17 protein-coding genes are annotated in these 23974 nt (G+C 61.0%); 14 read left to right on the top strand and 3 right to left on the bottom strand.

The features are described 5' to 3' along the window. Position 1: 1 nt before the first annotated feature. Positions 2-1774, bottom strand: a complete 1773-nt coding sequence (locus tag HBO09_RS05620; RefSeq protein ID WP_169996576.1) for an N-acetylglutaminylglutamine amidotransferase — start codon at positions 1772-1774, stop codon at positions 2-4. Between the two features lie 248 nt (positions 1775-2022). Then, a complete protein-coding gene (gene mnmC / locus HBO09_RS05615) occupies positions 2023-4026 on the bottom strand; it encodes a bifunctional tRNA (5-methylaminomethyl-2-thiouridine)(34)-methyltransferase MnmD/FAD-dependent 5-carboxymethylaminomethyl-2-thiouridine(34) oxidoreductase MnmC (RefSeq protein WP_169996578.1) in 2004 nt (667 codons plus the stop codon). Positions 4027-4234: 208 nt separating this feature from the next. Here mnmC and HBO09_RS05610 point away from each other — a divergent pair, with 208 nt between their 5' ends. The 13 genes from HBO09_RS05610 (at position 4235) to HBO09_RS05550 (ending at position 21878) form a co-directional block, all read left to right on the top strand. Beyond that, positions 4235-9073, top strand: a complete 4839-nt coding sequence (locus HBO09_RS05610) for an NEL-type E3 ubiquitin ligase domain-containing protein (protein ID WP_169996581.1) — start codon at positions 4235-4237, stop codon at positions 9071-9073. 102 nt (positions 9074-9175) lie between these two features. Then, complete coding sequence (gene pap / locus HBO09_RS05605; protein ID WP_169996583.1) at positions 9176-10690, top strand: polyphosphate:AMP phosphotransferase; 1515 nt, start codon at positions 9176-9178, stop codon at positions 10688-10690. A gap of 537 nt (positions 10691-11227) precedes the next feature. Then, a complete protein-coding gene (locus HBO09_RS05600) occupies positions 11228-12412 on the top strand; it encodes a thiolase family protein (protein WP_095185477.1) in 1185 nt (394 codons plus the stop codon). Between the two features lie 505 nt (positions 12413-12917). Next, positions 12918-13439: a fimbrial protein gene (locus HBO09_RS05595; RefSeq protein WP_032885959.1), complete on the top strand. Its 522-nt coding sequence runs from the start codon at positions 12918-12920 to the stop codon at positions 13437-13439. Positions 13440-13490: 51 nt separating this feature from the next. Next, the gene (locus HBO09_RS05590; protein WP_169996585.1) at positions 13491-14051 is read left to right on the top strand and encodes a fimbrial protein; all 561 of its coding nucleotides are present in this window, start codon (positions 13491-13493) and stop codon (positions 14049-14051) included. A 20-nt stretch (positions 14052-14071) separates the two neighbouring features. Next, entirely contained in the window at positions 14072-16675 is a 2604-nt protein-coding gene (locus HBO09_RS05585) for an outer membrane usher protein (RefSeq protein ID WP_169996587.1), read from the top strand. Further along, positions 16672-17433, top strand: a complete 762-nt coding sequence (locus HBO09_RS05580; protein ID WP_169996589.1) for a fimbria/pilus periplasmic chaperone — start codon at positions 16672-16674, stop codon at positions 17431-17433. Before HBO09_RS05585 ends, HBO09_RS05580 begins: the two co-directional genes overlap by 4 nt. Before the next feature lie 17 nt (positions 17434-17450). Beyond that, positions 17451-18032 carry a fimbrial protein gene (locus tag HBO09_RS05575; RefSeq protein WP_169996591.1) on the top strand — a complete coding sequence of 194 codons (582 nt, stop codon included), beginning with the start codon at positions 17451-17453 and terminating at the stop codon, positions 18030-18032. Positions 18033-18042: 10 nt separating this feature from the next. Beyond that, a complete protein-coding gene (locus tag HBO09_RS05570) occupies positions 18043-18537 on the top strand; it encodes a fimbrial protein (RefSeq protein WP_233896878.1) in 495 nt (164 codons plus the stop codon). A 25-nt stretch (positions 18538-18562) separates the two neighbouring features. Next, positions 18563-19042, top strand: a complete 480-nt coding sequence (locus tag HBO09_RS05565; RefSeq protein WP_169996593.1) for a fimbrial protein — start codon at positions 18563-18565, stop codon at positions 19040-19042. A gap of 11 nt (positions 19043-19053) precedes the next feature. Further along, on the top strand, positions 19054-19590 hold the full coding sequence (locus HBO09_RS05560; RefSeq protein WP_170060853.1) for a fimbrial protein: 537 nt from the start codon (positions 19054-19056) through the stop codon (positions 19588-19590). Between the two features lie 279 nt (positions 19591-19869). Then, positions 19870-20829, top strand: a complete 960-nt coding sequence (locus tag HBO09_RS05555) for a fimbrial protein (RefSeq protein WP_169996597.1) — start codon at positions 19870-19872, stop codon at positions 20827-20829. 92 nt (positions 20830-20921) lie between these two features. Further along, positions 20922-21878, top strand: a complete 957-nt coding sequence (locus HBO09_RS05550) for a DMT family transporter (RefSeq protein ID WP_032885947.1) — start codon at positions 20922-20924, stop codon at positions 21876-21878. Here the strand turns inward: HBO09_RS05550 and HBO09_RS05545 are convergent. Continuing rightward, positions 21875-23263 carry a class II fumarate hydratase gene (locus tag HBO09_RS05545; protein WP_169996599.1) on the bottom strand — a complete coding sequence of 463 codons (1389 nt, stop codon included), beginning with the start codon at positions 23261-23263 and terminating at the stop codon, positions 21875-21877. The genes HBO09_RS05550 and HBO09_RS05545 overlap by 4 nt on opposite strands. A 194-nt stretch (positions 23264-23457) precedes the next feature. On the opposite strand from HBO09_RS05545, the gene HBO09_RS05540 reads away from it, so the two are divergent. Further along, positions 23458-23973: a DUF2059 domain-containing protein gene (locus HBO09_RS05540; protein WP_057958889.1), complete on the top strand. Its 516-nt coding sequence runs from the start codon at positions 23458-23460 to the stop codon at positions 23971-23973. Position 23974: the final 1 nt, after the last annotated feature.

The raw sequence follows: 23974 nt of genomic DNA, 5'->3' as shown, positions 1-23974 counted from the left end.
ATCAGATTCCTTGTTCGCTGAGCCACAGGTTCAGCGCTGCCAATTGCCACAGTTTGGAGCCGCGCAGCGGCGTCAGTTGGCCTTGGGGATCGGTGAGCAGGCGGTCGAGCATCGCCGGGTTGAGCAGGCCGCGATCCTGGCTCGGGTCCAGCAGCAGGTCGCGTACCCAATTGAGGGTATCGCCCTGCAAGTGTTTGAGGCCGGGCACTGGGAAGTAGCCTTTCTTGCGGTCGATGACCTCGCTGGGGATGACCCGGCGCGCGGCCTCCTTGAGCACTTGCTTGCCGCCGTCCGGCAGCTTGAATTTGCCCGGCACCCGGGCCGACAACTCCACCAGGCGGTAGTCGAGAAACGGCGTACGCGCTTCCAGGCCCCAGGCCATGGTCATGTTGTCCACGCGCTTGACCGGGTCGTCCACCAGCATCACTGTGCTGTCCAGACGCAAGGCCTTATCCACAGCGGCATCGGCACCCGGCTGTGCGAAATGTTCACGCACGAAGTCGCCGGCGGCGTCATTGGCGGTCAGCCATTGCGGCGCGACAGTGGCGGCGTAGTCGTCGTAGCTGCGATCAAAAAACGCATCGCGATAGGCGGCGTAAGGGTCGCTAGCACCGTCCACCTGTGGGTACCAGTGGTAACCGGCGAACAACTCATCGGCGCCCTGGCCGCTTTGCACCACCTTGCAATGCTTGGCCACTTCCCGGGACAGCAGGTAGAAGGCGATGCAGTCATGGCTGACCATCGGTTCGCTCATGGCGCGGAACGCGGCCGGCAGTTGCTCGATGATCTCGCTTTCGGCGATGCGCAATTGGTGATGCTGGGTGCCGTAGTGTTTGGCGATCAGGTCCGAATACTGGAACTCATCGCCACGTTCGCCGCCGGCATCTTCAAAACCGATGGAGAAGGTCGACAGGTCCTGCACGCCCACTTCCCGCAACAGGCCCACGAGCATGCTCGAATCGACCCCGCCCGAGAGCAGCACGCCCACATCCACCGCGGCCCGTTGACGGATCGCCACGGCTTCGCGGGTGCTGTCGAGCACGCGGTCGGTCCAGTCTTCCAGGGTCAGGTTCTTTTCATCCTCATGGGGGCCGTAGGGCAGGGTCCACCAGGTTTTCTGTTCGGTAGTGCCGTTGGCGTCGATCCGCATCCAACTGGCGGGCGGCAGTTTTTCGATACCCGCCAGCAACGTGCGCGGCGCGGGCACCACGGCATGGAAATTCAGGTAGTGGTTGAGCGCCACCGGGTCGAGGATCGGGTTGATATCGCCGCCCTTGAGCAGCGCTGGCAACGCCGAGGCAAAGCGCAGGCGCTGGCCGGTGCGCGACAGGTACAAGGGTTTCACGCCCAGGCGGTCACGGGCGATGAACAGGCGCTGGCTGTCGCGCTCCCAGATAGCGAAGGCAAACATGCCGTTGAGCTTGGGCAGCAGGGCTTCGCCCCAGGCGTGGTAGCCCTTGAGCAGCACTTCGGTATCACCACCGGAATAGAACGCGTAACCCAGGTCTTCGAGTTCGCTGCGCAATTCAGGGAAGTTGTAGATCGCGCCGTTGAAGGCCAGGGACAGGCCCAACTGGGCATCGACCATCGGTTGGGCGGAGCCATCCGACAGGTCCATGATTTTCAGGCGCCGATGGCCCAGGGCAATCGGCCCTTGGGCATGGAAACCCCACGCGTCGGGGCCGCGAGGGGCCAAGTGATGGGTGATGCGCTCAATGGCTGCCAAGTCGGCAGGTTGGGCATCGAAACGTAATTCTCCAGCTAATCCGCACATAAATTCCTTACCGGTTTTTCCGTTGGGGAGGGATAAAAGCGCACGCGCCAAAGCGGCGGGTACCCAGAGACTGACCCCGTGCGTGTTAAGGGAGTTTTAGAACAATGCGTTATAAGGCAAATGGCCTGTGCGTCGATAAGGAGCGTTGCAGGTGACACCGACACCCGATCAAACCCCGACGCGCCGAGTCGGAACGCCTCAGCGAGGAGGCGTTGAAATACCAGGAGTTGATCGGCAGTGGTTTGCCGTCAGTTTGAATGATCGCGCTTGAGGGTATTGCTGCGCACCAGAGTGCGTAAGGCAAAACGATTCGGGTGGCAGGCTTCGGCCACGCTTCGGGGCAAGGGCAACGGCTCATTGTCGAGCCAGGCGGCCAGTAGCTCGGCGCTCAGCGGTGCGGTAATCAGGCCCCGGGAGCCATGGCCGCTGTTGACATACAAACCGTCCATCCAAGGGCAGGCAACGTCCGGCGTCTGGCGTGCATCCTTGCGCAGCGCCGCGTAGGTATCGGCGAATGCCGGGCTGTCGGCCAGCGGCCCGACAATCGGCAGGTAATCGGGGCTGGTGCAGCGAAAAGCCGCGCGGCCTTGCAGGCTGTCCGGGTCGAGGGTAGACGCCTGCAGGCGCGCAGCCAGGTCGGGCGAGATCGCCTCCAGCAGTTCGAGGTTGCCCGCATGGTCGGCGGCAGTGGGGGTCAGGTCACAGCTTTTGAAGTCGAAGCTGGCCCCCAGTGTGTGTTCGCCCTGGCGCGCCGGTGCCACGTAGCCTTCGGCGCACACCACCGTGGCCAGGGTTTGGCTGGTGTCGGTCTGTGGCACGCGGGTGATTTGCCCGCGAATGCGTTTGAGGGGCAGCTCGGCGCCCGCCGCAAAAGCCTTGACCTCGGCGGCCCCGGCGAGCACCACCACCGCTGCGCTGGCCAGCAACTGTTGGCCATTCCAGGCCTGCCACTGGTCATCGACCTTGCGCAGGTCCAGCGCATGATGATGGGTCAGGACCTCGACGCCCGGCTGGTGCGCCTGCCAATCACAGAGTGCGGGTGGATGGACCCAGCCGCCTTCGGGGTAAAACAATCCACCTGATCCAAGGCCGATACCCGCCCGTGCCTGCGCCTGCTGTTGATCCAGTTGATGCACCAACTGTGGGTCGAAGGCCGTCGCCAACTGCGCCTGGCGCTCGGCTTCCTTGGCGTTGAAGGCCAGTTGCAGGACTCCGCAGTTGTCCCAGTCGACCCCGCGCTGCAGGTGTTGCAGCAGGCGCCGGGTATGCCCGAAACCACTGACAATCAGTTGCGACAGCGCGGTGCCGTGGGCGGACAGCTTGAGGTACAGCACGCCTTGCGGATTGCCCGAGGCTTCTTGCGCCAGGCCGGCGTGGCGTTCCAGCAGGCTGACCTGCCAACCGCGCGCCGCCAGGCTGGCGGCCGTGGTGCAACCGGCCAGGCCGCCGCCGATTACCAGGGCGCGGCGCTCGCCGGTGTAGGCCGGCGGACGGGCAAACCAGGGCTTGATGGCTGTGGGTGGCGGTGTTTCAGCCGGCCAACCGAGGAATTCACCCCGCAGGATTTCCCACTTGTGGCCGATGCCTGGCGTGCGTTTCATCTTGAACCCGGCGCCATTGAGCAGGCGACGTACCCAGCCGGTGCTGGTGAAGGTGCTGATAGTCGAGCCCGGCGCTGCCAGCCGCGCCAGTTCGGCGAACAGCTCGGCGGTCCACATGTCGGGGTTTTTCGCCGGGGCAAAGCCGTCGAGGAACCACGCATCGACCTGCGCGTCCAGTTGCGGCAGTTGTTCCAGGGCATCACCAATCATCAGCGTCAGGGTCACGCGGCCCGCGTCCAGCACCAGGCGCTGGAAACCCTGGTGAATGGCAATGTATTGCGCCAGCAGTTGCTCGGCCCAGGGCTGGAGTTCCGGCCATAGAGCCAGGGCCCGCTGCAGGTCGGCGTGGCTCAGGGGGTACTTCTCCACACTGACAAAGTGCAGACGGGCGCCGGGCGCGGCGTGCTGGTCAAACAACTGCCAGGCACACAGGAAATTGAGCCCGGTACCAAAGCCGGTCTCGCCGATCACCAGTCGCCCACCCACGGGCAGCGCGGCAAAGCGCTGTTGCAGATGGTTCTGTTCAAGGAACACATAACGGGTTTCGTCCAGGCCCGACTGATCGGAGAAATACACGTCGTCGAAGACCCGCGAGCGCGGGCGTCCCTGGTCGTCCCAGTCAAGCTGGGCATTTGGCGATACGGGGTTCATGGGCAACTCGGCAAAGACAAGGCGGCCATTCTAGCCGATCACGGGAGCGGCGGCCGATCCACGCCGGCCTGTGGTGGTAGCCCGCTGCTGTTTGCACGCAAAAAATGCCTGAAGTGACCCCGGTATCGATCAACTATCTGCGTAAATTCAATGGCTTGCGTCGGGTTATGGTGAATGGCTGATTAACGGGCAATAAAGGACATTGCGCATGCCGGACCAGGATGATTTGACCAAGACATGTACTCAATTGACCCAGCGCCAGTTGCAAGCCGCGTTGCTGGAAATCACCAACGACCTGCCCAAGGCCGAGGTCCTGCAAAAGCGCCTGCCGGGCTGGATGCTGAACGCCCCCAAAGGGGTGTTGGAGGCGCTGGAGCGCGATGCTGCGCAGATTGACGAGGCCAGGGCCGCAGTCGCAGGCCGCTTGCGCCCGTTGCGGTCACTGGATGAATTTTGCAGTGCGCAGTTGAAGGCCTACTGCCAGAGGCACTGGCAAGTCACGGTCGAGCCGCAGAAGGACCTGTTTGTACGGGCTTTCTACGAATACCAGAAAGACGTCCTGCCGCTGGAATATGTCCGCAGTACCAAGCTGGAGCAGCAGACCCTGCTGCACATGGCCCTGCAGAACTTTACCGAGGAGGAAACACAAGACGGGCATTTTGCGCCGCAGTCGCGGCTGCAATTGGGCTCAGCCTTGCGTGGGGTGAGCCCCGTCTCAGTGCAGGCGTTTGCCAAGGGCTGCCGGGACCTTGATGTAGGGCGCTTGTATCAGCAGCACATCAGTGACGTGTTCAACCTCAACGTTGGTGAGCCCGGCGATGACGCCTATTTCAATGGCGTGGCGCTCGATATCGGTTGGATGAAAACCCTGGACATGAAAATCGACGCGCACATGGCCTGCATGCGCGGCGATATCACCCACCAGACTTATGGCCTGCTATGCACCCTGCTGGATCGCAAGATGGACCCGGTGCAGGCCAGGGGCCTGTTGTTTCAAGGCCGTCAGGTCATCTGGCAGGGCTTGAGTGCACTGGATTGCTGCCTGTGGAGCGTGGTGGTGTTTTCTGGCCGGTCGATTGCCGATTACCCGCAGGAGCCCTGTGTGGTGTACATGCCCAATGAGCCGGGGCGACCTTTTTTTGAATACCCCTCGCTCAACGACTTCAAGGTCTATCTGGATCTGAAGCTGGAAGTGCGCACCTACCGCACGTTTTTCACTGCTTACTTGGGCGAAATAGACCGGGTCGGTTTTTTTCGGCACTTTGACCAGCGCCGCACCCTGGGCGTGCTGGAGGCCAGGCCCATCACCACCAGCCTGGCGCAGCACTTTTTCGCCACCTATGCGGGCAAATTGCAGATCGACGCGCGGACCCTGGCGGTCCCGGTGGCGGATGTAGATGAAGAGGTGCGCAAACAGCGCCTGCTGGACTATCTGGACGCCGGGCTGACGCTGCTCAACCTCGCTGGGTTTGTGGTCCCGGCATTGGGCCTATTGATGACCAGCGTGGCGGTGGGGCAGATGCTCGGCGAGGTGTATGACGGCATTGAAGATTGGCGCCGTGGCGACCAGGAAGAAGCGCTCAAACAATTGGTTGCCGTGGCGCAGGACATTACTTCAATGGTGTTGTTCGCCGCGGGGGCCAAGGTGGTGGGCAAGGTCTTCAAGCGCGCCCGACAAAGCTATGCCGATTACTTCAAGACGCTGGAAGCGGTGCGCTCCAACGACGGGCAGCCACGCCTGTGGCGGCCAGACCTCGGGCAGTATTCCCACGATCAACACCTGATCGACGAGGTGGCTGCCGACGCGCAAGGCGTCTACCAGGTGGGCGCGCGCTCATACGTCAAAGTCGGCGACAACCTGCATCAGGTGACCTACGAGCCCCAGCAGGGCGTGTGGCGGGCCAATCACCGCACGCGGCAGGCGGCCTATCGACCGGTGATGTTGCACAACGGCGAGGGGGCCTGGCGCTTTGCGTTCGAGGATCCTGACGAGTGGGAGGACCAGGACTATCTGTTTTCCCGTCTGGAGCCGAGCAGTCGCCACCCTGCGCTGGACTCGCGCAAGCTGCGGCTGGTCAAGGACATCATCGATAAGCCCCACCGCTGGGGGTATCACCTGGCGCACGAGTGTCTGCCCTTTCCGGCGCGCTTTCGTGATCTGTACGAGCGTTTCAGGCTGGAGCAGTCGATCCGCGATCTGGTCTGGCTTTTGGAGCGTGGCGCTTACCTCAATGGGCAAAGTGCGGCTACCCAGATGCACGCTTTGCCGCTGCTGCCGGGTTGGCCCGAGGGTCATTATTTCGAGGTATTGGATGCCCAGGGTAGCGTCACGGCGCGTTATCCCGCCGCCGGCCCGTTTGGTGCCGCAGGGCGCTTGAGCATCGACGCGCAGGCGGTGGCTCAGGGGCGGGTATTTGATGTGCTGCTGGCTGGCCTGGATACGCAACACAAGGCTGCACTGTTGGGTGAGGGGGTGGCCGCCAATGACGAGCACGGGGCGCTGGCGCGTCAATTGCTCGCCCACCTCAAGGCTGATCGCAGACCGTTGTTTGAACAGCTGTATCAGGCCTACGACGGGCCGGTGCCCGAGGAGTGGGCGGCGCTGCGCCAGGCCTACCCGCAGCTGCCCACCCGGGTGATGCGCGAGCTCATGGCCCAGGTGTCTTCCTTGGAGCTTCAAGCCCTGCGGGACAATCAGCGGGTGCCCATGGCCCTGGCAGAGTCGGCGCGCGTGACCCTTGAGACACAGCGCCTGGATCGTGCCCTGGCCGGTTTCGAGCAGCCGGAGTTGGCCGGTCTCGACACCCAGTGCGTGGCGGTACGCATGCTGCCGGGCCTCGAAGGCTGGGATAGCGCACTGCAATTGGAGTTGCGCCAGGATTCGCCCACCGGGCCGCTGTTGGCCCTGGGGGCGAGGGCGGGTGCGAGCGAGCGTCGGGTGGTGGTCAGTTCAGCGGCGGGCTTTGCGCCGTTCGATGCCCACGGCGTCAGCATGGGGCCGGCCCAGGCCGGTACCGACGGGCTGTTCGAGGCGATCATGCACACGCTCTCGGCTACCCAGCGCAGCGCCCTGGAGTTGCCGCTCAATCCTGGCGAAAGCGGCTGGAGACTGCGCCGCCGGGTGGCTGCCCGGGCGCAGAGCGAGCGTGGGGTGGCGGGTGAAGCCTTTTCCGATCAGGCCAGCGAGCCTCAAGCGCTGGAGGTTCCCTGCCGCCTGGCGGATTCACCGACCAGCCCTTTGGCGCTGCGCTCGCCACTGGTGGGCAAGGTGCAGAAAATTTATCCCCTGTTCAGTGATGTCCAGGCCGCAGAGTTGTTGCGCAGCCTGGGGACCGACGCCCTGGCCCAGGCCAAGGCCGTTGCCCGCCTGCAGGCTGACCTGGAGCGCCTGCGCACGATCCTCAAACACTGGAAGAACAACGTCGGCGACCTGGAGGCGCAGCCGGGCATGGCTGATGTGCGCCAGAGCCGCCAGCAAGTGGCCGAGCGGATCGAGGCCTGCTGGCGCCGCCAGAGCTTTGTCCTCGATGATCAACAAGTGCCCGTGCCGGGGTTGGTATTGGATGGCATGCGCGTGGGTGCCTTGCCGAACCTGCCCGCCGAGATCCGCTTCGACCATGTGCGGCACCTGTCCCTGAAAAACATGCGCCTGGGTGATGACGTGGCGTATTTCCTCAAGTGCTTCAAGGGCGTGCGGCGCCTGAATCTGGACCGCAACCGCCTGACCCGGCTTCCGGAATACCTCTCGCGCATGCCCGAACTCAACAGCCTGTGCTTGCCCCACAATCAGTTGGCGCTGACTGAGTACACCCGGCGCAAACTGGCGGACATGAGCACCTTGTGTCTGTTGGACCTGAGCCACAACCCCATCGAGTCGCATCTGGATGTGAGCAACATGCGCGACTTGCATACCCTGTTGCTAGAGGACGCCAAGCTGGTGGACCTGCCCACCGGGATCGCACGCCTGGCCCATTTGGAGCAGGTCGACCTGCGCAGCAACTGGATCACCGTATTGCCCGACTGGTTGTTCGCGTCGACACGCAGGTTCAGCCAGGCGATCAATCTGGGGGGCAACCCCTTGTCCTCGACGACAATGACCGCGTTGATTCGTTACCGCGATGAAGTGGGCATTGGCATGGGCTATGTGGAGGACGATCAGTCACGCTTCACTGAGCTGAAGGCCAGGCGCACCTGGCTGCCAGACGAGGTGGCGGCGGCCGATGCCAGCAAGCGGGCGATCTGGGCCAACCTGCGCGACGATCCGGAATCGATGCCACTGATGACGTTGTTGGCGCAACTTTCCGGCGCCGCCGATAGCCGCCACGTGCGCGAGGACATGACCCGGCGGGTCTGGGAAGTCCTGCAGGCGACCCATGACAGCGTCGAGTTGCGCGAGCAGGTGTTTCAACTGGTGGCCCATCCGGCGAACTGTGTCGATGGCGCGACAGAGATTTTCAGCCAGGTCGAAGTGCTCAAGGCCGTGGCGAACGCCACGCGCCAGGCCAGTCGAGGGCAAGGCAATTCCGGAGTGCTGCTGACCCTGGGGCGCGGTTTGTTTCGCCTCAGTGAACTGGAAAAGATTGCGGCCACTTACGCCGCCGAACATGCCAGCGAAGATCCGCTGGAGGTCAGCCTGGCGTATCGGGTCGGCTTGGCGAAGATCCTGCAGTTGCCGGGGCAACCCAAGCACATGCGCTACGCGTCATTGGCGGACTTGACCAGCGAGAACCTGGAGCAGGCGCATGAGCAAGTCCTCAGCGCCGAACTGTCACCGTTGTTTTTGCGGTTTATTGCCCAGCTGTCGTTCTGGAAGGCCCACCTCAAACAGCAGTTTCCCAAGACATTCAGCCGCGCAGCCGAGCCGTTTGATGAACAGCAGCAGGCGCTTTTCGAGAACAGCCAGAACCTCACCGACGGTGAATACCTGGCGCAAATGGAAGCCCTGCGCGCGCCGCGCAGACAGGCGATCAACGAGGTGATGGAGCGCCTGACCCAGCAGATGATGAAGCATCAGGACCTGGACATCTGCCATCTGCCGGAAGACTAGCCGGCAGGGTTGCAGATTGATCCACGGCAAGCTCTATGGAATTGCTTGCCCGCCGTGAAGCCCAATCCGCTAGTCTTGATCCATCTTGGAAGGGAGTCGCCCATGTTCGAATCCGCAGAAATCGGTCACGCCGTCGATAAAGACATTTACGACGCAGAAGTCCCGGCATTGCGTGAAGCCTTGCTGGAGGCTCAGTTTGAGTTGCACCAGCAGGGACGCTTCCCGGTGATCGTCCTGATCAATGGCGTCGAAGGCGCCGGCAAGGGCGAAACGGTCAAGCTGCTCAACGAATGGATGGACCCACGCCTGATCGAAGTGCGTACCTTCGACCAGCAGACCGACGAAGAACTGGCGCGCCCGCCGGCTTGGCGCTATTGGCGGCAATTGCCGGGCAAGGGGCGCATGGGGGTGTTCTTCGGCAACTGGTACAGCCAGATGTTGCAGGCGCGGGTCCATGGGCAGATCAAGGATGCGCGGCTGGACCAGGCTATCGCCGGGGCCGAACGCCTGGAACAGATGCTCTGCGATGAAGGCGCGCTGATCTTCAAGTTCTGGTTCCATCTGTCCAAGAAACAAATGAAGGCACGGCTCAAGGCCTTGCAGGACGATCCGCTGCACAGCTGGCGCATCAGCCCGCTGGACTGGCAGCAGTCCGAGACCTACGACAAGTTCGTGCATTTTGGTGAGCGCGTGCTGCGCCGCACCAGCCGGGACTACGCGCCCTGGCATGTGATCGAAGGCGTCGATGCCAATTACCGTGGGCTGACGGTGGGCAAGATCCTGCTGGAGGGTCTGCAAAATGCCCTGAAGGTGCGCAAAGGCAAGGCGAGCGGGATTCAGCCGGCGCCCTTGCCCTCGTCGGTGGATCAACGGAGCCTGCTCGACAGCCTGGACATGACCCAGCGTCTGGAGAAGGACGACTACGAAGAGCAACTGATCACCGAGCAGGCGCGGCTCTCGGGCTTGATGCGCGACAAACGCATGCGCAAGCACGCGCTGGTTACGGTATTTGAAGGTAACGACGCGGCGGGCAAGGGCGGGGCGATCCGCCGGGTGGCGGCGGCGCTGGACCCACGCCAATACCGCATCGTACCGATTGCCGCGCCCACTGAAGACGAACGGGCCCAGCCGTACCTGTGGCGTTTTTGGCGGCAGATCCCGGCGCGGGGGATGTTCACCGTGTTTGACCGCTCCTGGTATGGGCGGGTGCTGGTGGAGCGGATCGAAGGCTTCTGCACCCCGGCGGACTGGATGCGGGCGTATGCCGAGATCAACGATTTCGAGGAGCAGTTGCGCAACGCCGGGGTGATCGTGGTCAAGTTCTGGCTGGCCATCGACAAGGACACCCAGTTGGAGCGCTTCCAGGCGCGCGAAGAAATCCCCTTCAAGCGCTTCAAAATCACCGAAGACGATTGGCGCAACCGCGACAAGTGGGATGCCTACCGGGCAGCGGTGGGCGACATGGTGGACCGCACCAGCACCGAGATCGCCCCCTGGACCCTGGTTGAGGCCAACGACAAGCGCTGGGCGCGGGTCAAGGTGCTTCGCACGATTAACCTTGCTTTAGAAGAAGCCTTCGCCAAGTCCGACAAGCACGATAAAAAGAAGAAGAAATAACTACGTGGTTTGCGCGCCGTGCTGGTTGGGGAGCGCAGACTTTTTTTGGTGAGCCAGCAGTGTGTGGTGAGTTCGCTTTTTGTAGTGAGCAGGCTTGCCCTGCGCTGGGGCGCGAAGCGGCCCCAATCCAGTCGCCGCGTTTCTTCAGGCAGAACCCGTCGGTAGGTTTTAGGGCCGCTTCGCAGCCCAGCGCAGGGCAAGCCTGCTCACCACAAAAAGGTTGTGTTCGCCATCAGGTATAGGCTCACCGCAAAGAGCCTGTTCACCTCAACAAACGACCCCACCCGTGCTGGTTGAGGAGAGCAGGCGTTTTTGGGGTGACTGTGCTTTTTGGGGGGAGCCGGCTGTGTGTGGTGAGTTTTCTTTTTGTGGTGAGCAGGCCTGCCCCGCGCCGGGGCGCGAAGCGGCCCCACCCCAAAGCCCCACTGCTTCAGCCAGCCATGGTTTTGTATATGCCGGGTGAATGATCATCGCGGTTGCCTGGGCCTGGATCTATCCTCGATCCATCGCCCAACAACCACAAGATCGAGGTAGCCCATGCGTGAAGTAGTCATCGTCGACAGCGTACGAACCGGCCTGGCCAAGTCCTTTCGCGGCAAGTTCAACCAGACCCGTCCGGATGACATGGCGGCTCATTGCGTCAACGCGCTGCTCACCCGCAACGGCATCGACCCGGCGACGGTTGAAGATTGCATCGTCGGCGCTGGCTCCAATGAGGGTGCCCAGGGCTACAACATCGGGCGTAACGTGGCGGTACTGTCGCAACTGGGCACTGGGACGGCGGGCATGACCCTCAACCGTTTCTGCTCATCGGGCTTGCAGGCGATTGCCATCGCTGCCAACCAGATCGCCTCGGGCTGCAGCGACATCATCGTCGCCGGTGGCGTCGAGTCCATCAGCCTGACCATGAAAAGCGTCAACACCGACAACCTGATCAACCCGCTGCTCAAAGAGCAAGTACCGGGCATTTACTTTCCCATGGGCCAGACCGCCGAAATCGTCGCGCGCCGCTACAACGTCAGCCGCGAAGAACAGGATCTGTACGCCCTGCAAAGCCAGCAACGTACCGCCCAAGCCCAGGCCGATGGTTTGTTCAATGACGAAATCGTGCCGATGGCGGTCAAGTACAAGGTCGAGGACAAAAACACCGGCGCGGTGCAGATTCTCGACGGCGTGGTCGATCGCGACGACTGCAACCGCCCCGACACCACCCTGGCGAGCTTGCAAGGCTTGAAACCAGTGTTCGCCGAGGACGGCTCGGTGACAGCGGGTAACTCGTCGCAACTGTCCGACGGCGCCTCGATGACCCTGGTGATGAGCCTGGAAAAAGCCCTGGAACTGGGGCTCAAGCCCAAGGCGTTTTTCCGTGGCTTCACCGTGGCGGGCTGCGAGCCGGACGAAATGGGCATCGGTCCGGTGTTCTCAGTGCCCAAGCTGCTCAAGGCGCGTGGCTTGCAAGTGGCGGATATCGACCTGTGGGAACTCAACGAAGCGTTTGCCTCGCAGTGCCTGTACGCGCGCAATCGTCTGGAAATCGACAACGCCAAATACAACGTCAACGGCGGATCGATTTCCATCGGTCACCCGTTCGGCATGACCGGTTCGCGGCAAGTGGGGCATCTGGTGCGTGAGTTGCAACGGCGTAACCTGCGTTACGGCGTCGTCACCATGTGCGTGGGTGGCGGCATGGGCGCCACCGGTTTGTTTGAGGTCGCACGCTAGTCACTTGAGTTTCGCGCTTCGGGTCGTTCGTACTCGATCAATGCAGAGGGGGGGCTTGTCCTCCCTTTGCGCATCTGCTGTTCAGTTATCTCAAAACCGCACTTTTAGTTGCTTGCTTAGTTGGGGTTTTTCAACGGGAGCGGTGATTTTTTAGTGCCTGTAATCTCGTTCTTACAGATATAATCTTGGTTAAAATATTCTCATTAATCTGCGTGTAGTCTAATTCCTTCAGCACTTTTTAAAGTTTTGGCAGATTGCCATGTTTTTCCTGCGAGTGTTAGTGGCTCACGGCTACTTCGTTAAGGGAAATGGACGGCTTTCTTGTTTGTGCGTTATGTACAAACTTCCCCTGTGTTGAGCGGTGTCGCGAATTGCAATGCAATAAGTTGGAAAAACAACTTGGCGGTCACCGACTTAATGGCACGGGTCACACCGTTCGTTTAATCAGTCCTGCGCTGACGTGTTGCAGGACGCCTTATGACATTTGATAAGTGGGAAATTGTGAATGAAAACTAAACTGAAAACTGTGCTTTTGGCTGTCGGCGTTTTGGCGGGGACTGCGTCCGTTGCTCAGGCCGCGGATGGAACGGTCACGTTTCTGGGCTCGGTACATTCGGGCGCCTGCTCCATCAAACCTGACTCCGTCGATCAGACCATCCGACTGGGTGCGATCGCCAAACACCAGTTGGAATCAGGCGGCAAGTCCGAGGCCCGTCGTTTGCTGATCGAGCTTGAAGGCTGCGACTTGTCCAACCTCACCGACAATACCGTCACCACGACCTTCACGGGAGCACCTTCCAGCGTTGTTCCAGGGGCGATCGGCACGGTGGGTGGCGCCGGCGGTGTGGGCATCATGATGACCCACGGCGGTGACGTGGTTGAGCTTGGCGTTCCTACAACTCCGCAGATCATTGCTGCAGGCAATAACACGCTGGAGTTCGGGGCTTACGTCCAAGGTGCCGCCACGGGCGCCATCACTCCTGGCGATTTCAGCGCAGTCACCAATTTCACCTTGGCTTATCAGTAAGTGTTTCCCCCCGCCACCGCGGGTGGCGGGGGACGCTGTCGGGAGATCCAGGTGAAAACATTTGTGCGTTTCGCTATCGCTTCTTCACTAACGATGTTGGTCTGCCCTTACGTTTTTGCGCAGGAGGCCTCACAGGGCGAGGGCGTTGTCCTGCTTGGGGGACAAGTCGTCGACTCAGCCTGCGGGTTGGAGCTGGCCAGTATCGACCAGACCATCGAGATGCAGCCAGAACCGGTTGGCCGGCTTTTACGTAACACGCGCGGGGAAGACCACCCCTTCCAGTTGCGCCTGATCAATTGCTCGTTGACTCGGCCGGACCCGTTGCGCCCGGGGGTAACTCTGCCTGATTGGGAGCATATGCGAGTGACGTTTGACGGCCCCACCGACAGGCTAGGGCTCTCCTTTGCGGTGTTTGGCGACTCGCAGGGGGTCGCCCTGCACATTGTGGACGCCGCCGGCGAAGAAAGTATTCCGGGTCAGCGGATGGCGCCGACACCGTTGGCGGAGGGCGACATGACACTCAACTACAGATTCTATCTGGTCGGCAATGGACTGCCGCTGGTGGCGGGACCCCACAGCGCCGCAGTGCGGTTCAAGTTGGAATATTTTTGAACATTGATGGGCAGGCATGCATGTTGAATACGGCGAAGATCAAAAATACGCTGCGCCCGGGCCTGTTTGGTGGGCTTATATCACTGGCGGGAAGTGCATTGGGCGCCGCAGACATCGAGTTTAATACGGACGTTCTTGACCTGACTGATCGCACTAATATTGACTTGTCTCAGTTTGCGCGCAGCGGGTTTATTTTACCCGGCACTTATTCGATGGTTGTGCAGATAAACGGTCAGCCTATTGCTGAACAACCGGTGGCGTTCTATCCGCCCGATAATGATCCCAAGGGTAGCCAGGCCTGTTTGTCCCACAGTCTTGTGGAACAGTTGGGCCTTAAAGTGTCCGAAGCCGACAAACTGGCATGGTGGAAAGGCGGCGATTGCCTGGACATTCAAAGTTTGCCTGGCATGGACGTCCAGGGTGATCTGGCCAGCTCCACGCTGAGCATCAACTTGCCCCAGGCATACCTTGAGTACAGCGCCATCAACTGGGATCCGCCTTCACGCTGGGATGAAGGCGTGCCGGGGCTGTTGATCGATTACAGCCTGACGGCGCAGTCCAACTATCAACGAAACGACGGTAACCGCAAAAACCTCAGTGGCAATGGCACCGTGGGGGCTAATGCCGGTGCCTGGCGCCTCAGGGCGGACTGGCAAGGGCGCGTCGAGAGCGGCCGACAAGAAGCCGCAGGGCCTCAAAAGCTGGAGTGGAGCCGCTACTACGCGTATCGCGCTATTCCGGCGTTGAGAGCGCGCCTGTTAGTGGGTGAGAACTACCTGTATTCGGACCTGTTTGACAGCTTCCGCTTTACCGGTGCCGCGCTGAACTCGGATGAAAGCCAGTTACCACCCAACCTGCGTGGTTACGCGCCGGAAGTTGTCGGGGTGGCCAAAACCAATGCGAAAGTCATCATCAGCCAGCAGGGGCGCGTGCTCTACGAAACCCTGGTGGCGGCAGGCCCCTTTCGCATTCAGGACTTGCAGGACGCGGTGACGGGCAAGTTGGACGTGCGGATTGAAGAACAGGATGGCGTGGTAAACAGCTTCCAGATCGACACGGCGGGTGTTCCCTACCTGACGCGTCCGGGCCAAATGCGTTACAAGCTGGCGGCGGGTCGACCGTCCAATCTGCAATACGGTGCGGATGGCGACTTTTTCGGTACCGGGGAGTTTTCCTGGGGGATCAGCAATGGCTGGTCGTTGTTCGGCGGCGGCATGACCGACAACAACTACCGAGCCGTGTCCGTGGGCGCAGGGCGCGACTTGCTGGCGTTCGGCGCCGTTTCGCTGGACGTGACGCAGTCGCGCGCCCATGTGTGGAACGAGACGCTCTCGGGTAAATCCTACCGCCTTCAATACTCCAAGAACTTTGAAGAGTATGACAGCCAGGTGACCTTCGCCGGTTACCGGTTTTCCGAGAAGAATTTCTTGAGTATGAGTGAGTACCTGGACGCCCGGCATTACGGTTTGAACGGTGAACTCGGCGGGCGCGGCGATTATCGCGATTTAAGCGAGGGCTGGAAGCCTATTGGCGGCAGCAAGGCGCTTTATACGGTGACGGTCAACAAACAGTTTCGTGACCTGGGCGCTACCGTCTACGCCAGTTACCACAAGCAAACCTATTGGGACCGGCCGGACACTCAGCGTTGGAACCTGTCGTTGTCGCGTTACTTCAATGTGGGCACGGTCAAGAATATGAACCTGTCCCTGAATATGTATCGCACCCAGGAATACAACTACAACGACAACGGCATGGCGCTGACGGTCAGCCTGCCGTTTGGGCGCACCGGCACCCTGTCGGCGGATGCCAACAGGGCCGCTGGCAAGAACACCTTTGCAACCCGCTACAGCGATCGGATCGATGAGCGCAACAGCTACCAGCTCAGTGCCAGCAATGCCTACGGCAGTGGGTATCTGAGTCATATGGGGGATCAGGCCGACATCGATATCAGCGCCAGTACGCAAGAGGGTGGCTACAGCAGCCTGGGTGTGTCTGCCCGTGGTGGTGGCACGCTCACGGCCTACGGTGCGGCTCTGCACCGTACCACCAGCACCGGCGGCACGCGCCTGATGATCGATACCGGTGGGGTGCCCGATGTACCTGTTCGCGGTTACGGCTCACCGACTCGCAGTAACGTCTTTGGCAAGGCTGTCATCTCCGACATCAGCAGCTACCAGCGTACGGTGGCCAGCGTTGATCTGGAGCGCTTGCCGAGCAATGTCGAAGCGACTGAGTCGGTCACCCAGTTAACGCTCACCGAAGGAGCGATTGGTTACCGCGCGTTGGATGTGATTGCCGGCGAAAAAGCCATGGCCATTGTGCGCCTGCCGGATGGCAGTTCACCGCCCTTCGGCGCGACGGTGAAGAACATGAAGCAACAGGACACCGGGATTGTGAATGACAGCGGCAGTGTCTACCTGAGTGGCTTGCGGGCTGGCGAGCAGATGGTCGTCAGTTGGGGCGGCGACGAACAATGCGTCCTTACGCTTCCCGCCATCCTGCCCGTTGATGGTTTGACGGACACCTTGCAACTGGGCTGCCACAGGATCGCTGCAACCCCATCCTTGCCCGGGCCAGCCACGCTGACCGGGGAACTTATCGATACGGAGAACACAGCCTCATGATGCTTGATATGCGCCTCACCCCTCCGGCTTTCGTGCTCCTGGCTCTGGGTTTGAGCCAGAGCGCCGGCGCCGCCGTCGGCCTGGACCGTACCCGCGTGATTTTTGATGGCGGCAAAGATGCCACCAGCGTGAGCATTACCAACAACAATACCCAGCTGCCGTATCTGGCCCAAGGTTGGATTGAGGATGAGGCGGGTAAAAAAATCACCTCGCCCTTGATCGTGCTCCCGCCTGTTCAACGCTTGGAGCCTGGTAAACAAAGCCAGGTGAAAATTCAGGCATTACCGGCAGCCAAGTCGTTACCGCAGGATCGGGAGACGGTCTACTACTTCAACTTGAGGGAAATCCCGCCGCGCAGCGATAAATCCAACACCCTGCAAATTGCATTGCAGACCCGCATCAAGTTGTTCTATCGACCACAAGCTATTACGCCAAGCCAGCAAGACCTGTCCAACCCCTGGCAGCAGAAACTGACCCTGACCCGCGAAGGCGATCAATACCGGGTTAACAACCCGACGCCTTATTACGTGACCCTGGTGGATGCGCGCAGCAGCAAGGACGGCAAAACCGCGCAGGGCTTCGCGCCGCTGATGATCCCGCCCAAAGACGCATTGACCTTGGGCCCCACGGCCAGCGCACTGGGTACGACCCCTTACCTGGCCTATGTGAATGATTACGGCGGCCGTCCGCTTCTGGCCTTCACCTGCAATGGCAACACGTGCCAGGTGAACACGCAGGCCGCATTGCCGAAAGAGTAATGCGGCTGGAGAACGTCATGAAATCGAACAATGTGAAGGTCTTGGGCAGCTTGTTGTGGATCCTGGCGATGGGCGTACACGCCGAGGAGGACGAGGATATTGAAGGTATGAGCGGGATGCTGAATGTGCTCGGGTCCATGCATGAATCGCCTTGCAGCCTGGAGATGGCGTCACTGCATCAAACGGTTGACCTGGACGCTGTGTCGAGCAGCCAGCTGCAGCGGCCCGGTGACCAGGCGACTGCAAAGGCTTTTCAACTGCGCTTTACCGATTGCCAGCGCACCGCCGGCCGCGCGCGCAGTGAACGCACCGGCAACCTGGTATGGAGTGCCTACCAACCCGTGCTGTCGGTGGCGTTTTCTGCGCCTGCCGATCCCGATGATCCACGGCTGGTCAAAGTGCAAGGCATCACCGGGATGGGCCTGCAATTGACCGACGCCCTGGGCCGGGACGTCCAGTTGGGTTCAAGGGGCGAAGCTTTGTTTCTGCCCGTGGGACGCAACATTCAGACCTGGCACGTACGGCCCACACGCACCGCTGCGCCACTGACCAGTGGAGCATTCAGGGCCGTGGTGGATTTCAGGCTCAACTATGAGTAAGGGCAGAGCGATGGATAGACCAATCAGCCCACGGGCCATTCTGATCGCTGTTTGCCTGATAGGGGCCGTCAGCCAGAGTGTGCAGGCACAGACCAATTTGACGATTCGCGCGGTCATCATTGCCCCTCCGCCGTGTGTCATTAACAGTGGCAATACGCTGGACGTGCCGTTTGGCAATGACTTGCAGACGTCACGGGTGGACGGGGTGAATTATCGTCGCGATGTGCCGTACACCGTCACCTGCAGCGCTCCCCACAGCAATGCGTTGACCCTGGCGCTCAACGGCACCGGTGCCTCGTTTGACAGCCGCGTGCTCTCTACGCGCAAGGCGGACCTTGGGGTCAAGCTGTTCGTGAACGGCGCTGACTGGCCGCTCAACACCCGGGTGAACTTTACCTATCCCAATTTCCCGGTGGTGCAGGCGGTGCCCGTCAAACGCGCGGGCAGCCAACTGAGCGGCGGGGCGTTCGATGCCGCTGCGACCCTTGTGGTCGATTACCAATGACGGCGACCTATATGAGGAACGACTAATGAAGGTTTGGCCACAGCGAGCATTGCTCGCGCTGTGCTCCATCGGCCTGTGCAATGTTGCATCGGCCAACCTGACGTTCAGCGGTATGTTGAACGAGCCGCCACCCTGCACGATTGAAGGTGGCAAGACCATTGAAGTCGACTTTGGCGACGTCGGGGTCAAGCGCATTGATGGTGTGAAATACCGAAAAGGCATCGGTTACGCGATTAATTGTGGCACTGACACGTTGCCGTGGGCGTTGAAGTTGAGTGTCAACGGCACCCCCACGGCGTTTGATGGCTCTGCCGTGCAGACCAGCGTGCCGGCGCTGGGTATTCGGGTTTTTCAGAACAGCCTGCCATTGCCCCTCAATACGCCAATGGACATCACCCTGTCGTCACCGCCGACATTGGAGGTCGTTCCGGTGCAACAGCCCGGGGCAGTCCTGACGCCGGCCCGGTTTACGGCGGTGGCCACGTTGTTGGCCGAATACCAGTAGGAGCTGAGTCGATGCGATATGAAATTGTGCATAAGGGCGGGTTGGCAGTGCTGCTCGCCTTCGGCCTGGCCCCCTTGGGGTATGCGGCGGACAACCTGAGCTTCAAGGGCAACCTGGTTGAAGAGGCCTGCACACTGCGCCCCGGTGACGAGGCCGTCACTCTGGAATTGTGGGACCTGACCAGCAAATACCTCTATCTCAACACGCGATCCGTGGGCAAGCGTTTCAGGCTGCACCTGGAGGATTGTGACACCACGATCGGCGACTCGGTGACCATCATGTTCGGCGGCACGGAAAACACCGCGCTGCCCGGTTTGCTCGCGCTCGATGGCGGCAGTGGTGCCTCGGGGATCGGGGTGGGCATGGAAACGCTGAGTGACAAGCCCTTGCCCTTGAATGCCGTCAGCGACAGGCAACTGCTAAGCGATGGCAGCAATGTCATTGAGCTCAAGGCCTACGTACAGGGCGAGCCGAATGCGATCAGGGATCAAACCATCGGGCACGGCGCGTACACGGTGACCTCCACTTTTACATTGGACTATCCGTAATCGTTCACAGCTGAAAGTGGCCTTGGCTAACCTCCAGCGCCTCCGGGGGACTGCAAGGCACGGCGTGACGTGCGATGGGGGTTCGGATTTTTCACGACAGCTTGCCAGTGCCCCTCATTACGTCAGTGGACATCACCTTTTCGTCACTGCCGACATTGAAGGGGGTGGCAGTGCACATAAAAAGCCTCAGGCGAACCTCAACGCTCTCTCGGGCGGCTTTGACGCACACGGTGAAAGCGCGTTGGGTCACGCGGGGAGACAGGCAAAGAGAGATTAGAAATGAAACGATTATTTGGAACCACGGTGCTTCTCGTCTTGATTGGCGTGACTACAAACTTGCGCGCTGCTGAGTGCCGGGTAGACGGTGGGGCGTGGATAGGCGGAAACCCTAACCTGCAGGTTCCCGTCAGGGTTCAGGCGGATGCTGATAAGACACGTATCATGCTTGAGGGCGCGAATCTGGAGTGCAGGTTTAAACCCTTCCCGGGCTTTCCTCCCTCGAGAGAGGACTACTGGCGAACCTCGACCAGGGTCGGTTCGGCATGGACTCCAGGCCCAAAGTTTGCCGCCCAAATCACCGGCCTTCGTATAAATGGAGCGTTTTACAACAATCCCGTTCCCAACGGCATTTATATCGCAACGATGCCCAATAACCTCATCGGTTATCCCATCAATGTGACCCCTTACATCATGCTGCGTAACAATCCCAGCAACCCCATCGACATTCGCGTAGGGGACGCCCTCGGTGTGCTGCGTCTGGAGCAGACAAACAATTACGACACATCCTCGGCGAGTCTGACGGTCACTTATTACGCCGCCAACAATTTCACCATCTCGCCCTCAACCTGCACGATCAACAATAACAACCCGATCGAAATCAACTTCGGCGACGTCCACCAACGGGCAATCGGCACCGATCCGCTGTCAACGTCCGTGGTCAGTAACCGCAGACTCACTTACTCCTGTCCGGACGGCGGAATCAACACACCGATCACCATTACTTATAAAGGCACGCGCTCCTCGTTCGACTCGCGGCTGTTGCTCATGAGCAATGCCGACGTGGGCACGGCGCTCTTGCGCGGCGGGGCTGCGGTAGCCGTTAACGGTTCATTCCTCACCCGAATCACCAACAGTGTGGGCGGAGACGATGTGACGTTTTCGCTGGTGCGGCGAACCGGCTCACTGCCGACTCCGGGGGCTATCAGCGGCAGCGGTGTACTGGTGATGGGGGTGCCATGACTCGGTCTGCAGCAGATGAATGATCGATACCCAAAACACACCGCATCGCCCTAGAATGCCAGCTCCTCCACCTCTGGCTTTTTGGGGCACTCATGCACATCTCTTCCGGCCGCTGGGTCTATGGCTTTGGCTTGACCCTGCTGACCGCGTTCCTCTGGGGCATTCTGCCGATCAAACTCAAGCAAGTGCTGCAGGTGATGGACCCGATCACCGTCACCTGGTTTCGCCTGACCGTGGCCGGCGGTTGTCTGTTCGTCTACCTTGCGGCCACCAAGCGTCTGCCCAGCCGCAAAGTGCTCGGCCCCAAGGGCGGTTGGCTGGTGGCGATGGCGGTATGCGGCCTGGTGGGCAACTACGTGTTGTACCTGGTGGGCCTGAAATCGCTCAGCCCCGGCACCGCACAGTTGGTCGTGCAGATGGGGCCGATCTTTTTGATGATCGCCAGCGTGTTTGTGTTCAAGGAACGTTTCAGCCGCGGGCAAGTGGTGGGATTGGTCGTCTTGATCGCAGGCTTCGGCCTGTTCTTCAACCAGCGCCTGGAGGAATTACTGACGTCCCTCGGCACTTACACCGCCGGGGTGCTGACGATCCTGCTCGCCACGTCGATCTGGGTGTTCTATGCCCTGGGTCAGAAGCAATTGCTGACCGTGTGGAATTCGCTGCAAGTCATGATGGTGATCTACCTCACCTGCGCCTTGTTGCTCACGCCATGGGCCCATCCGCTGGAAGCGCTGCAACTGAGCCCGCTGCAAGGCTGGCTGCTGTTGGCGTGCTGCATGAATACGCTGGTGGCCTACGGCGCGTTTGCCGAAGCCCTGGCCCATTGGGAAGCCTCGCGGGTGAGTGCGACCCTGGCGCTCACGCCGCTGGTGACCTTTGTAGCGGTCGCCTTGGCGGCCTGGCTATGGCCGGACTACGTGCAGGCCGAAGAGATCAACGCCCTGGGCTATGCCGGGGCGCTGGTGGTGGTGCTGGGGTCGGCGACTGTCGCGCTGGCGCCGTCGTTGCTCGCCGGGCTCAAGGCCCGGCGGCTGCGTTTGGCGTCTTAATGCCCGGCTTCGAGCATATTTTCCGGGCGTACCCACTGGTCGAACTCTTCGTCAGTGAGGTAGCCCAACTCCAGCGCGGCTTCCCGTAGCGTCAGCCCCTCGGCGTAGGCTTTCTTGGCAATCTCTGCTGATTTGTCATAGCCGATATGCGGGTTCAGCGCCGTCACCAGCATCAGGCCGCGCTCCAGGTGTTCGGCCATTTGCTCGGCGTCGGGCTCAAGGCCCGCGATGCAATGTTCCTGGAAGTTGCGACAGCCGTCGGCGAGCAAGCGGATCGACTCCAGCAGGTTGTGGATGATCACCGGCTTGTACACGTTCAACTGCAAATGCCCCTGGCTTGCAGCAATGCCGATGGTCACGTCATTGCCCAGTACCTGGCAGGCCAGCATCGACAGGGCTTCGCACTGGGTCGGGTTGACCTTGCCGGGCATGATCGAACTGCCCGGCTCATTGGCCGGCATGCGCACTTCAGCCAGCCCGGCGCGTGGGCCCGAGCCCAGCAGGCGCAGGTCGTTGGCGATTTTCATCAAGGCCACGGCCAGGGTCTTCAGGGCGCCAGACAGGGTGGTCAGCGGCTCATGGCCCGACAGCGCGGCGAATTTGTTGGGGGCGGTGACAAACGGCAACCCGGACAACGCGGCAATTTCTGCGGCAATTGCCTCACCAAAGCCATGGGGCGAGTTCAGGCCGGTGCCGACCGCCGTACCACCTTGCGCTAGCTCGCACACGGCGGGCAGGGCACTGCGAATGGCGCGCTCGGCATAATCGAGTTGCGCGATAAATGCCGAGACTTCCTGGCCAAAGGTGATGGGCGTGGCGTCCATCATGTGGGTGCGGCCGGTCTTGACCAGCTTCATATGGCGCGCCGACAGCTCTGCCAGCCCGCCGGACAGCTCGCGCAGCGCCGGCAGCAACTGCTCATGCACCGCCTGCACTGTGGCAATGCTCATGGCGGTGGGGAAGCTGTCGTTGGAACTCTGGGAGCGGTTGACGTGATCGTTGGGATGCACCGGGCTCTTGCCGCCACGGGGCTTGCCCGACAGCTCATTGGCGCGGCCGGCGATCACTTCGTTGGCGTTCATGTTGCTCTGGGTACCGCTGCCGGTCTGCCAGACCACCAGCGGGAACTGGTCATCATGCTTGCCGTCGAGTACTTCGTCGGCGGCCTGTTCGATCAGGCGGGCGATATCGGCGGGCAGGTCGCCATTGCGATCGTTGACCCGCGCCGCAGCTTTCTTGATCAGGGCCAGGGCGTGGAGGACCGCCAGTGGCATGCGTTGCTCGCCGATGGCGAAATTGACCAGTGAACGCTGGGTCTGTGCGCCCCAGTAAGCGTCATCCGGGACTTGTACTTCACCCAGGCTGTCGGTTTCGATACGGCTCATCGCGGTGACTCTCCTTGTAGTCGGTTTGCGCAGTTTAGGCCCTGGGGGCCCGTTTGGGTTCCATAAAAGCCATTTCATCGGGCAAACCCCCGCAAAACCAGGCCCTACAAGGCGTGGGGTTGAGTGCCGGCGTTTTTTAGGCGCAGAATGGTCGCCCTTGGGGTCTTACCTCGCCTGCTAGAAAAGGAAATTCGATGACTCGTCTTCGTGCCATCTGTACCGCGGTTGCTCTGGTATGTGCCAGCGGCCAGGTTTTTGCCGATACCGCCAGCCACAACGCCAGTGCCGAAGCCTTCCTGACCCTGGCTCACGCAGACAAGCTCGGCACCCCGGTGTACATGCAAGTGCAGCAAATGTTCGCCCAGCGTTTCGAGCAAACCAAGGCGCCTGCCGCCAAGCAAACCGTGCTGGACACCTACCAGGCCAAGGCCAACGCCGCCCTGGACCAGGCCATTGGCTGGAACAAGCTCAAGCCGGACATGGTCAAGCTGTACACCAGCAACTTCAGCGAATCCGAGCTCAAGGACCTGGTTGCCTTCTACAAGTCTCCGCTGGGCAAGAAAGTCCTGGAGAAAATGCCGCAACTGACCCAGCAATCGGCCCAACTGACCCAGGCCAAGCTGGAAAGCGCCGTACCGGTCGTGAACAAGCTGTTGGAAGACATGACCAACGAGCTGACCCCCAAAGCCGCACCCGCCAAGAAGAAGTAAG

It is taken from the genome of Pseudomonas sp. WS 5027, from assembly GCF_012985695.1.
Lineage (GTDB): Bacteria > Pseudomonadota > Gammaproteobacteria > Pseudomonadales > Pseudomonadaceae > Aquipseudomonas > Aquipseudomonas hygromyciniae.
The sequence above is the reverse complement of the archived record's forward strand: the minus strand, read 5'-3'. Positions and strand labels throughout refer to the sequence as shown.

Coding starts and splice junctions, on each gene's coding strand:
- HBO09_RS05580 (WP_169996589.1), top strand. CDS start 16,672: ATGATGCTTGATATGCGCCTCACCCCTCCGGCTTTCGTGCTCCTGGCT.
- mnmC (WP_169996578.1), bottom strand. CDS start 4,026: ATGAACCCCGTATCGCCAAATGCCCAGCTTGACTGGGACGACCAGGGA.
- HBO09_RS05585 (WP_169996587.1), top strand. CDS start 14,072: ATGTTGAATACGGCGAAGATCAAAAATACGCTGCGCCCGGGCCTGTTT.
- HBO09_RS05550 (WP_032885947.1), top strand. CDS start 20,922: ATGCACATCTCTTCCGGCCGCTGGGTCTATGGCTTTGGCTTGACCCTG.
- HBO09_RS05620 (WP_169996576.1), bottom strand. CDS start 1,774: ATGTGCGGATTAGCTGGAGAATTACGTTTCGATGCCCAACCTGCCGAC.
- HBO09_RS05540 (WP_057958889.1), top strand. CDS start 23,458: ATGACTCGTCTTCGTGCCATCTGTACCGCGGTTGCTCTGGTATGTGCC.
- HBO09_RS05600 (WP_095185477.1), top strand. CDS start 11,228: ATGCGTGAAGTAGTCATCGTCGACAGCGTACGAACCGGCCTGGCCAAG.
- HBO09_RS05555 (WP_169996597.1), top strand. CDS start 19,870: ATGAAACGATTATTTGGAACCACGGTGCTTCTCGTCTTGATTGGCGTG.
- HBO09_RS05570 (WP_233896878.1), top strand. CDS start 18,043: ATGGATAGACCAATCAGCCCACGGGCCATTCTGATCGCTGTTTGCCTG.
- HBO09_RS05595 (WP_032885959.1), top strand. CDS start 12,918: ATGAAAACTAAACTGAAAACTGTGCTTTTGGCTGTCGGCGTTTTGGCG.
- HBO09_RS05565 (WP_169996593.1), top strand. CDS start 18,563: ATGAAGGTTTGGCCACAGCGAGCATTGCTCGCGCTGTGCTCCATCGGC.
- HBO09_RS05610 (WP_169996581.1), top strand. CDS start 4,235: ATGCCGGACCAGGATGATTTGACCAAGACATGTACTCAATTGACCCAG.
- HBO09_RS05575 (WP_169996591.1), top strand. CDS start 17,451: ATGAAATCGAACAATGTGAAGGTCTTGGGCAGCTTGTTGTGGATCCTG.
- HBO09_RS05545 (WP_169996599.1), bottom strand. CDS start 23,263: ATGAGCCGTATCGAAACCGACAGCCTGGGTGAAGTACAAGTCCCGGAT.
- pap (WP_169996583.1), top strand. CDS start 9,176: ATGTTCGAATCCGCAGAAATCGGTCACGCCGTCGATAAAGACATTTAC.
- HBO09_RS05560 (WP_170060853.1), top strand. CDS start 19,054: ATGCGATATGAAATTGTGCATAAGGGCGGGTTGGCAGTGCTGCTCGCC.